This is a genomic window from Roseburia amylophila (assembly GCF_025567465.1).
In the GTDB taxonomy this organism is placed as follows: domain Bacteria; phylum Bacillota; class Clostridia; order Lachnospirales; family Lachnospiraceae; genus Roseburia_C; species Roseburia_C amylophila.
Window position 1 is genome coordinate 70,088 of sequence record NZ_JAOQKI010000012.1, and the last position, 10,830, is coordinate 80,917.

The following is a 10,830-nucleotide window of genomic DNA, read 5'->3' on the forward strand; positions in this document are numbered from 1 at the left end:
GCAGAGTATATAGAAAATGCGGAATTAAAATGCAAGGTTGCAATCTGTAAAGACATTGCAGTGTTGCGTCCTTACATAAATTGTAAGAAGGTGAGAACTTGAAAAACGTTATGATTCCAGAGGAGTTATTTGGAAAGATTATAAAATATCATTTACTGGATCAGGAACAGGAAGCAGATGATATAAGAAAAGGTTTGGAGAAAAAGCTGGATGCAATGGTAAATCGTGAGGTATACAGTAAATCCAAAACTGCACCAACAGAAGAAGAACGGGAAAAGTTCCGGCAGGAGTATCTGGACAGAAAAGGAATGCAAGAGAGCTTTCGATGGTAACAGTTCGTGTTGATTACCTTTTTACAGGAGCGTGTCACGCCCCTGTGAGAAGTAAACAAGAAGAAAGTGGTAAGGCGCATACGGAAAGCTGAGGCTGGACGGTGAGGTTGCTGTAAATTTGATAGTTGTGAAGAAGGGAGAACGATTCGATGAAGCAGGGAAGATTAGGATATAACAGTAGCAATGACAGATATGGGTTATTAGCGTCGGACTTATGGATTGATACGGGATTTCACTGTGGAGAAGGTCTTGAGGTACTGGTTGATGATAAGTGGGTACGGACAAGAATGGAGATGAATCCAGCAAGAGAATGGTATCTGGTGGGAACACCATATTGCGGAGATCTGGAATATGTACAGGCAAGAATACCGGAATAATTTAGTCGAGAGAGTAACGCAGAAGCCAACCGATTAACGGGAGGAATAAAATAGGTCTTCGCTCCGCTTCGGTCTGTTCTGCACCCCCGGAGGGCGCAAGGGTACTTTTGATGGACGGAACGGCTGTCGAAAGTGCTTTTGCGTTACTTTTGACAAAAGTAACAAAACCGCCGTATCCGGCGAAAGTTTCTTAATATCGCCATGACTGGCGTAAATAAAAATTATGTGTCATATCTGGCACTTGCTCAGAGAAGAGGTGAGAAATATTATGATAAAACGAACAATTAGCGGTATGATTGGGAAAGGCTCTCTGGCTCATAACAGGAGAGAGTTTTTCGCAGAGAATGTAGAACCGGACAGAGTACAATTAAATATTTGTTACCAGAATGAAAATCTGAAGGAAGTCTATAAAGAGTTATTTGATGATGCTGTGGGGAGATACAACATCGGAAAAAGAAAAGATCGGCAGATTACAAATTACTATGAAAAAATCCGGCAGGGAAAACAAGAGAAGTTGTTCCACGAAGTGATTTTTCAAATTGGAAATCGAGAAGATATGGCTGTCGGAACAGCAGAAGGAGATCTGGCTGTAAAAATACTGGATGAATATGTAAAGGACTTCCAGAAACGGAATGCAACGTTACGGGTATTTGGTTGTTATCTACATCAGGATGAAGCTACCCCACATTTACATATCGATTTTATTCCTTATGTGACTGATTGGAAAGGAAAAGGAATGGATACCAGAGTTTCGTTGAAACAGGCATTAAAAAGTCTTGGATTTCAAGGTGGAAATAAGCATGATACAGAGTTGAACCAGTGGATGAACCATGAAAAAGAAGTTCTGGCAGAGATTGCAAAGCAGCATGGAATTGAATGGGAACAGAAAGGTACTCATGAGGAACATTTGGATGTTTATAACTTCAAGAAGAAAGAACGAAAAAAGGAAGTACAGGAGCTGGAGCAGGAGAAAGAGTATCTAACTGCAGAAAATGAAGAACTGACAGCACAGATTGCGGAATTCAGAGCAGATATCCAGATTTTAAAAGACGATAAGGAACAGGCAATTAGGGAGAAGCAAGAAGCAGAACAAAGGGCAGAGGACGTAGAAAAAGAACTAAAAAGTCTGGAAGATCGACGAAATGTATTACAACCAATTATGGATAATGCCAGTAAGGAAATAAAAGAGTATGGAATGATTAAGATGTTTTTACCGGAGGCAGGAACATTTGAACGTGCAGTACCTTACAGGGAGAATAAAATCAAGCCATTGTTTATCAAGATGAAAAATCAGATTGCTGCATTAGCTGGAAAAGTTGTAGAACTTAACAAAACGGTAGAAAACTGGAAAAACAAATACCAAAAATCTGTTGAGAAATGTGATAATATCCAGAAACAGTTAGATGATGTGCGTAAAGAAAATGGAAAATTATCAAATGATAATCAACTTTTACAAGAGATTTCGGACAGATATGACAGAGTGGTGCGTATTCTGGGAATGGAAACTGTAGAGGATGTGGTGCAGCAGGATATTAAAGAACAAAGGGCACTGGAAGAAAAACGGCGAACGGAGCAAATGCCAAAGGGAAGCGTTCTGAAACAGTTGGAATGGGCGACTCAAAAGAGTCAGATTGAAAACCAACAACGTAAGAAAAATAAAACAAAATACAAAGGATTGGAGATTTAGACTATGAAAAAACAGATTTATGATGAGAAAAATGGAATGAGCTATACGTTGCATGGAGATTACTATTTGCCGGATCTGGTTTTAAGAGAAGAAGAACCGACATATGGAAAATATGGAATGTTACGAAAGCAGTTCTTAAAAGAACACAGATCAGCAAGATATCAATACATGTTATTGACCGGAAAATTGAATGAACATCTGAATCAGATTGATCAGGAAGCCAGAGAACAGGTGGAAATGCTTATGAAACAGATGGCAGAAAAAAAGGGTGTAACTGAAGAATTAAAGGTACAGGATCAGATGAAGTGGGTTAGGTTAATGAATAATATAAAAGTTAGTGCAGAAGAGATTATATTGAAAAACATGGTATATGTGTGAGATCGTTCTTTTACACTTTTGTATATATTAGAATAGCACTTTAGAAAGCACTATGGTAAAATAAAGTGAAGGTAAATCGGAATTTGGAGGATTGAATTATGTGGAATGAATTAGGTATAAGTGGAGGAACCGCAATTGTTATTTTGCTTGCGCTGTATTTCGTTATCAAATGGGCAGTGAAAAATGGCATCAAAGAAGCCTACAGTGCAATCACTGGAAAGAGAACTGTTGAAGATATCCAAAACGAAAAAGAGCTGAAAGAACTTGGATTGGATTCAGAAGATCAATAACTTCAAGTTTGTGGAATCGACTGAAAGGAAGCATTATATGTTCTATATTTATATTATTTTTGATTTTGCAATGGCAGTAATTATGCTTTTATTTGGAATATGGTTTTATAGGTCAAAAGGACAAGCATCCAACTTCTTGTCTGGTTATAATATGAAATCTGCAGAAGAACGAAAAAAATATGATGAAAATGCTATGTGTAAGGCATATGGGAAGAGAATGATGCTTATGTCACTTCCTTTTATTGCTGGAATGATTATAGATATTTGGTATATAGGAACTGGTTGTTTAATTGCATGGGCGATATGGTTTGTTATGTTTATTCTGTTGCTTATAGATAGACATAAAAGAGAAAGTTAATTTATAGAAAAATAGAATGTTTTCGGGGTGAAAATACCGTTTATTTGTTTTAGACATATGATGTCCGATTGAAAATTAGCGGATTCTCGTTTTATGTCGTGGTAATTTTGCTATATATTGGTAAGCTGTAAGTGGAAGAGAGGTAGAGACATGGATACAAAAAAGATTGGAGCTTTTTTAAAGCAATGTCGTAAAGAAAAGAATCTTACGCAAGAGCAGCTTGCCGAGAAGTTTGAGGTATCTGCAAGAACAGTTTCCAGATGGGAAACAGGAATAAATATGCCAGATCTCAGTATACTTGTTCAACTTGCTGAGTATTACGATGTTGAGATAAGAGAGCTCCTGGATGGAGAAAGGAGCCAGACTATGAATAAAGAGATGAAAGAAACACTGGACAAAGTGGCGGTGTATGAAGAATGGGTGAAACAAAAAGCATTAAAGGCTGGAAATCTTGCATTTGCATCAATGTTTGTGATTAGTGTGTTAGCGATTATTATTCAGATGTTATTAACGGTGGATATTCGCTTGGTTTTAGGAGAGACAGCAACTGCTTTGGTAGGAGGAATTCTGTATGCTTCTATTATGGTGTACAATGGAATATGGGATAAATGTTTGCCCAAAAGTGCTACTATATGGCGCGATTTTTTCACCAGTGTGATATGTGCAGGAATTTTTACAGTCATCTATGGCATATGTTTATTTAGAATGGGAGCTACAGAAACACAGGTAACACGATTAGCAGTGGGATTTCTGATTGGTATTACTATTGTGGCATTTATTGTTCTTAGGCTCTTGGCATTTATTAATCGAAAAAGAAACCAGAATTCGTCAAATGTTCAGGAGAAAAAGGAAACTTCCATATCTAAGGCAGAATGGACAAAAATTTATAATGCACAGAATATAGTAGAGACAGAACAACTCGTAGAAATGTTAAAGCAAAATGGAATAGCAGCTTTTTCACAGGAAGCAGGTGCGAATGTTGCAATGCATGGGGCACCTGGATTTGGAATATATGGTGTGGATATATTCGTGAAAACCGATGATGCAGAGAATGCAGTAAAGGTGCTTAAAGGTTACTTCTCGGGGGATATATAAAGTTTTGCGAGATAAAAATTTTGACATTTTTAGAGATAGGTGCTATTTTTTTAATTATAGTGATATTGAATTTACCGCTTAGTTATATAGCTAAGCGGTGTTTTTATAAGTATTTACAAGCGAGAAAAAAGAGCAGCTAAACTAAAATAAGCATAAAATATGGAAAAAGCAAAAAAATAATGGACGCTGCGCTTGACAAAATAATAAATAGAGTATAGTATGAAGAAAAGGAGACGTGAAAAATGAATATAAATCAAAAACTAATTAGGGCTGCAGAATTTAACCCTACAGAAAAATCGCATAAATTAACAGTTTTAAGTATGTGTCAGCAAATTGAAAAACAGCAAATAACTTTACCGTTATATCAGAGAGACATGAGTTGGAATTTGCATAAATGCATTTCTCTTTTAAATTATCAATTATTAGGAAAAGCTCCGGTTTCGCCACTTTCAGTTAATGCGATTAATGATCTGCAGGATTACGTGCCACAAGTATCATTTATAACGAGAGAAATAGTTAAGGATATGAGTAGAACTCAAATTTCAATTGTAGATGGACAGCAAAGACTGACAACGAACTATAAAGCATATACGGATAGTGAGGATTTTCGAAATATAGTTTTGGATTTAATAAAAGGAAGATTTCTTCTGGTAGAGGGAGCAATAGAAAGATATCAGATTCCAGTTGGAAAGCTGCTCAATAAAGAAGATAGCGTGTTTTATTCGTATGTTATGAATTCTAAATACCTAAGAAAAGAAAATGTTTTACCTGTTTTATTACAGTGCCGGACTAAAATTAGAAATTATTATTATACAATTAATCAAGCAGATGATTTGTCAGAAGATGAACAAATAGAATGGTTTGAAGTATTAAATAATGCAGGAAGTCGTGTAAGTGCTTTACAAATGAGATTTTCAAAGATGAAAATTCATGGAATTGATATCTATACGCAATATACGAATATTTTCAGAGATAGACTTTTGGAACATGGTTATAACTTCTTTGTCCCTAAAAAAACAGAGGTCTCTTATCCAATTGCTACTTTAAATTCGGCATATGAAATTATAACAGGTAAGGAACATACAGAAGCATATACTCCTATTCCATCTGATACAAAAGAGAACCAGTTGTGTAGTCTTAAACCTTCAGAAATTCAAAGATGCTTTGAATTGACATTGAAAGCACTAGATAAAGCACTTCAGTTTATTCAGGAACACAATTTGCAAGAACCAGATAGAATAGATTATATAACATATTTAACAGGATATTTTGTATATTATCCAGATAATATGGGAAAAGAAGTTGAAAATAAATTGTGTGAGTGGTATATGAATGTTAATTTTAAAAACCAATCTAATACTGGACGACGTACAGAATTCAAGAAGCTGTTAAATATTAAGTCATAAAGGGAGATACGGATGAAGAAGGTTATTAATGGATGCATTTATGCAATAGATTTAGGGGGAACAGAAGAATACGAATTTAAAGGGGTACACCCGGCGATGGTTGTACGGATGCTAAAAGAAGAAAAAATGTATTATGTTGTACCCTTAACGACGTATACAAAAGAGCGGTGGGAAAAATGTAAAAGACAAGGCTTTGGGTGTAGAATCGTTTCAACTAATTCTATTGCTCGAGTTGATAAGATTAATATTGTTACAGAAAAACAAATACATAGTAGATATTACAATTCTGAAAAATTAGTATGTGCGGAACCGGCGGAAATTGAAAAGGTAATTTTGCGGGTGGAAGAATACTTTAAATTGTCGAATCAAAAGGGATTGAATGAGTATAAGAAATTTTATTCAGAGAAAAAAGTTTTTGAAAATAAAATGTATCAATTTTGGATTGACAATAAATTTGATGATGTTTATTATAATGTAAAAATAGAAAAAGGCTCTATTGAATTAGAGTTAGGAAAAGATGAAATTCGAAATCTGACCTTTAATGATATAGTACAGGTATTATCTGAATTGTTAGATGCTTCAAAGCTTCATTTCGAGAAAAAAGGTAATCAAAGTATAATAATATGTTTTAATGTCGATCACAAAATAGCATTGACTTTTCAAGAAAAATATGATAAATTTAAATCACAGAAGGGTAGTGTAGAAGCGTAAAGCCAGCTGTGAATAATAAGTGCGTAGAAGGGTTGTATTTAATATACGTAAAGCCAGCTACATAAAAAGTAAGCTAGTTTAGTTTACTTTTTTTATTTAGTGCATATCATAGATAATGGAAGGGCAGCTAATAGCGTAAGACCAGCCACTAATTTCGAGGGATTGGGAGACCAATCCTTCGTTTTGAATGTATTACTTATTTTGTGATACTATTTTGATACTAAAAAATGAAAAGAATAAAAATACAACTTGGAAAATTCACAATACAGGACAATATAGACACGAAAATCATAGAAAATAATGAGATTTTAAGAACCTCACAAACGTGAAGGTGGACGTACAGTAGGATCAGGACGTGTTGCTACAGTTATCGAGTAATCAAAAATTATTCAGTAATTTCAAGGGTTTCGGAGATTTCTCCGGAACCCTTTTTATGTACAGAACTAATGAAATTAAATGTGAATGGTGCCAAAATGGTGCCAGAAAACTAATTAATAGTTAATTTACAAACAGTAGTATGAAATAATTTTGGTATAAGTTTTGGTATAAGTGGTGAAAAAAGATTGCCGTCTGTGATAAAAATAAGTATAATCAAATTATAATATAGAGAGGTAAATGCAGGAGGTGAGATGTCCAAAATACGCTTGCCTCTTTGTAGTATAAGATTATGCAACGAAAGAACTACTTTGATTATGTAGAAGAAAAACTAGCGATTTTAAGCATAAGAGTAAAGAACAGAGGGAAGTTAAATATCCTGGATGTACATATGCATTCTGAGAATTTTTATAGAGATTTCATTAATCTATTATATGGTTGGTCTTTGGAGAATGCTAATAACAGATTGCAAAACATTGAAGCTATTGATTTGATTGATGATAATGTAAAATTAATCGTACAGGTTTCTGCAACAGCAACTAAAACCAAAATCAATAATTCTTTAAGTAAAAAAAGTATTGAAGAGTATGCAAAAAGGGGATATACGTTTAAGTTTGTTTCTATTGCAGAAAATGCCGATCAACTTCGTCAACAAAAATATAACAATTTATATAATATTGGATTTAATCCTAAGAAAGATATTTACGATATTTCAAGCTTAGAAAAAGATATTTTAAATTTGAAATTACAAAAATTGGAGGAAGTTTATCAATTTATTAAAGCCGAGCTTGGAAATATGCCAGATTGTGTACGTTTTAATTCTGATTTGACAACAATCATTAATATTTTAGCAGAGGTGAAGTTGGACGAGAATGAACCTTTGGGGAATATTAATATGTTTGAAATTGATAAAAAAATTGAATTTAATAAGTTAGATATTGCTGCATCAATAATAGATGATTATAAAATATTTTATAATCAGGTAGAGAAAAAGTACAGAGAATTTGATAAAATGGGATTGAACAAGAGTATGCTTGTTTTACAATCTTTAAAAAAGATGTATATTGATGCGTTGTTAAAGAATAAATATGATAATAGTGATCTACTGTTTGTTGGATTAATTGACGAAGTAAAGGAGATCGTAATTAATAGTAGTAATTATTTTGATATTAGTAAAGAAACGTTGGAAGCATGTGCCTCTTTGCTTGTAGTAGATGCTTTTATGCGTTGCAAAATATTTAAGAATCCGGAGGGCTATGCATATGTTATTACCTGAAAACATGCAACCAGAAGTAAGTATATATTATAATGGTGCGATGGTATTGAAAGAATTACAAAATAGCACCTCAAATTCGGTTATTGATATCTATCAAGTAGTAAAAGAAAAGTATGAAATGTCATTTCCTATTTTTCTTCTGTCGCTTGATTGGCTGTACCTTATAGATGTTGCAGTCATGGATGAAAAGGGGGATATAAAATTATGTTCCTAAAATTACTTAGGATAGAAACAGAAGATGAGGTATTAAGAGAATTACATTTTCATAAAGGAATAAATCTGATTGTTGATGATACTCCAACATCTACGAATGATACGAATGAACTAAAAACAGGAAACAATGTTGGAAAGACAACGGTTTTAAAGTTAATTGATTTTTGCTTTGGAGCAAAAGCTAAAAATATATATACGGATCCAGAAAACGAACGTCAAGATTATGAATTAGTCAAGAATTTTCTAATTGACTACAAAGTAGTGATAACTCTTGTTCTTAAAGAAGATTTGGATGATGATGATTCGGATGAAATAGTAATTAGAAGAAACTTCCTAAGTAGAAATAAAGTTCTGAGGCAAGTTAATGATAAGAACTGTACGGAGGATGAATTTGAAGAACAAATTAGAATGCTTTTATTTCCAGATGTTACAGAAGGAAAGCCGACATTGAGACAGTTACTTTCGCACAATATAAGATATTCAGATGAAAGCATCGGTCATACATTGAAAGTATTGAATCGCTATACAAAGGATGTAGAATATGAAACATTGTATTTATATCTTTTTGGATGCAAGTTTGAAGGAGGACAAAAGAAGCAAGAATTATTAACGAAAATAGGGCAAGAAATTAGCTTCAAAGAAAGGTTGGAAAAAAAGCAGACTAAAAATGCTTATGAAGCGGCATTGGCGTTAGTTGAAAGAGAAATTCAAAATTTGAATGAAAAAAAAGCCAATTTGAATATTAATGAGAATTATGAAGAAGATTTAGCTCATTATACGCAAATAAAGTATGAAAAGAATAAGACTGCAGAGTTGATTAGCAATTTGGAAATTCGAATGAACATAATTGTAGAAACTCAAAGGGATATGGAACAAGAAATGTCGGATATAGATTTGCAACAACTTAGGCAAATTTATTTCCAAGCAGGGACTCAATTCGAGAAGATACAGCATACATTCGAAGAATTAGTGACTTATCATAACAAGATGGTTGCAGAAAAAATTCATTTCATTTCGAAAGAATTGCCAGAACTAAATAGCAAAATTACCGATGAGAGAAAGCGCCTAGATACATTATGTGAGGAAGAAAGAGAATATGCTACGATAGTTGCACAAGGAGATACATTTGCAGAATTAGAAAAGTTGATAGAAGAATTAAATGAAAAATATCGCCAAAAAGGTGAATATGAAAGTATTATTTCTCAGATGGAAGATGTAGATACAAATATCAAACAATATCGTGAGGAATTAGATGAGATTGATCAAAAGATTTTTACGGATGATTTTGAAGATACCGTAAAAAATCAGATTAATAAGTTTAATGTTTTTTTCTCTGAAGTTTCAAAAAAATTGTATGGTGAAACATATGCTATTAAATATGAAACGGAGATTAATAAGAAACAACAGAAGATGTATAAATTTTCAACTTTTAATGCAAATATGAGCTCAGGGAAAAAACAGGGAGAAATTTTATGTTTTGATCTTGCATATATTCAATTTGCCGATAGTGAAAAGATGCCCTGTGTCCATTTCTTATTAAACGATAAAAAAGAATTGGTTCATGATAATCAACTTGTTAATGTAATGGATTATGTTTCGGATAAAAATGTACAGTTCGTTGCATCCATTTTGAAAGATAAGTTGCCAGATAAACTTAGAAAAGAAGAATTTTATGTAATTGAGCTTTCTCAGGATAATAAGTTGTTGAGAATTGAAGAGATTACAAGTAGGTGAGGAAGAAACAATAATCCGTGTTTCGGGAGTATCCCAAAGTTTGTGTAAACCTCCAAACTATCCTCCGCATCAACCCATGCCTGCATCTCGCCATCCAGAGCAAGTCTTGCATATTCCAGCGGATTATCAATCGCCAGGGAATTCAGACACCGTTGGGAATTAGGAGTGGTCTGTATCCCGGATTCTGCCTGATTGCAGTCAATCCGGAGAATGTAGCCGTCATAGTGGTTAATGTCGATGCTATTGTGCATCGGGTTATATCTTGCGTGTATTAATTTCATTGTTATCAGTCCTTTCATTTGAATTGGAGGTAAAAAGCCCATGGGCTTATTTTGGACTTGAAAAACTTTCGAAATAGATATAATAATCACAAAATGTACCGCTATATAAAATGAAACACCATTAGAAATATTCAAAACAATGCAATTTGTTACATTAACAGTTGTGTTGCTACAGTTATCGAGTAATCTTTGCTCTTGCAATGAATTGCTAAAATAAGTAAAATTAACCCGGAGAGTGTTCGTGATATGTACCCTCTTTACTGGACAACCAGTAAGGAGGGTGTTTTTATGCGTTATAGTTATGAGTTTAAACTGAT

General features: G+C 33.8%; 12 protein-coding genes and 1 pseudogene. 12 read left to right on the forward strand and 1 reads right to left on the reverse strand.

The genetic code is table 11. The features are described 5' to 3' along the window. Positions 1–98 precede the first annotated feature (98 nt). The 12 genes from OCV43_RS09215 to OCV43_RS09270 all read left to right on the forward strand — a co-directional run bounded on the left by OCV43_RS09215 (position 99) and on the right by OCV43_RS09270 (position 10,232). The gene (locus tag OCV43_RS09215) at positions 99–332 is read left to right on the forward strand and encodes a complexin-2 (RefSeq protein ID WP_330412578.1); all 234 of its coding nucleotides are present in this window, start codon (positions 99–101) and stop codon (positions 330–332) included. A gap of 149 nt (positions 333–481) precedes the next feature. Continuing rightward, positions 482–709 carry a DUF5348 domain-containing protein gene (locus OCV43_RS09220; RefSeq protein WP_055053912.1) on the forward strand — a complete coding sequence of 76 codons (228 nt, stop codon included), beginning with the start codon at positions 482–484 and terminating at the stop codon, positions 707–709. A gap of 268 nt (positions 710–977) precedes the next feature. Next, positions 978–2,396: a plasmid recombination protein gene (locus tag OCV43_RS09225; protein ID WP_317246660.1), complete on the forward strand. Its 1,419-nt coding sequence runs from the start codon at positions 978–980 to the stop codon at positions 2,394–2,396. Between the two features lie 3 nt (positions 2,397–2,399). Then, on the forward strand, positions 2,400–2,774 hold the full coding sequence (locus OCV43_RS09230) for a TnpV protein (RefSeq protein ID WP_129796027.1): 375 nt from the start codon (positions 2,400–2,402) through the stop codon (positions 2,772–2,774). 98 nt (positions 2,775–2,872) lie between these two features. Beyond that, positions 2,873–3,064, forward strand: coding sequence for a DUF6019 family protein (locus tag OCV43_RS09235; RefSeq protein ID WP_262623923.1), 192 nt, complete (start codon positions 2,873–2,875; stop codon positions 3,062–3,064). A gap of 37 nt (positions 3,065–3,101) precedes the next feature. Beyond that, positions 3,102–3,422, forward strand: coding sequence for a DUF3784 domain-containing protein (locus OCV43_RS09240; RefSeq protein ID WP_008373534.1), 321 nt, complete (start codon positions 3,102–3,104; stop codon positions 3,420–3,422). Positions 3,423–3,572: 150 nt separating this feature from the next. Beyond that, positions 3,573–4,517 (forward strand): helix-turn-helix domain-containing protein, encoded by a 945-nt coding sequence (locus tag OCV43_RS09245; protein ID WP_262623924.1) that lies wholly within the window; start codon positions 3,573–3,575, stop codon positions 4,515–4,517. Between the two features lie 242 nt (positions 4,518–4,759). Further along, entirely contained in the window at positions 4,760–5,923 is a 1,164-nt protein-coding gene (locus OCV43_RS09250) for a GmrSD restriction endonuclease domain-containing protein (RefSeq protein ID WP_081017107.1), read from the forward strand. A gap of 12 nt (positions 5,924–5,935) precedes the next feature. Further along, positions 5,936–6,634: a hypothetical protein gene (locus OCV43_RS09255; RefSeq protein ID WP_055053907.1), complete on the forward strand. Its 699-nt coding sequence runs from the start codon at positions 5,936–5,938 to the stop codon at positions 6,632–6,634. Positions 6,635–7,301: 667 nt separating this feature from the next. Further along, positions 7,302–8,285 carry an ABC-three component system protein gene (locus OCV43_RS09260; RefSeq protein ID WP_262623925.1) on the forward strand — a complete coding sequence of 328 codons (984 nt, stop codon included), beginning with the start codon at positions 7,302–7,304 and terminating at the stop codon, positions 8,283–8,285. After that, a complete protein-coding gene (locus tag OCV43_RS09265) occupies positions 8,272–8,499 on the forward strand; it encodes an ABC-three component system middle component 6 (RefSeq protein ID WP_262623926.1) in 228 nt (75 codons plus the stop codon). Before OCV43_RS09260 ends, OCV43_RS09265 begins: the two co-directional genes overlap by 14 nt. Beyond that, positions 8,490–10,232: a DUF2326 domain-containing protein gene (locus OCV43_RS09270; RefSeq protein ID WP_262623927.1), complete on the forward strand. Its 1,743-nt coding sequence runs from the start codon at positions 8,490–8,492 to the stop codon at positions 10,230–10,232. The genes OCV43_RS09265 and OCV43_RS09270 overlap by 10 nt, the downstream gene beginning before the upstream one ends. A gap of 44 nt (positions 10,233–10,276) precedes the next feature. Here the strand turns inward: OCV43_RS09270 and OCV43_RS09275 are convergent. Further along, positions 10,277–10,513 (reverse strand): annotated as a pseudogene (locus tag OCV43_RS09275) (DUF6061 family protein); the annotation flags it as partial. Positions 10,514–10,830: the final 317 nt, after the last annotated feature.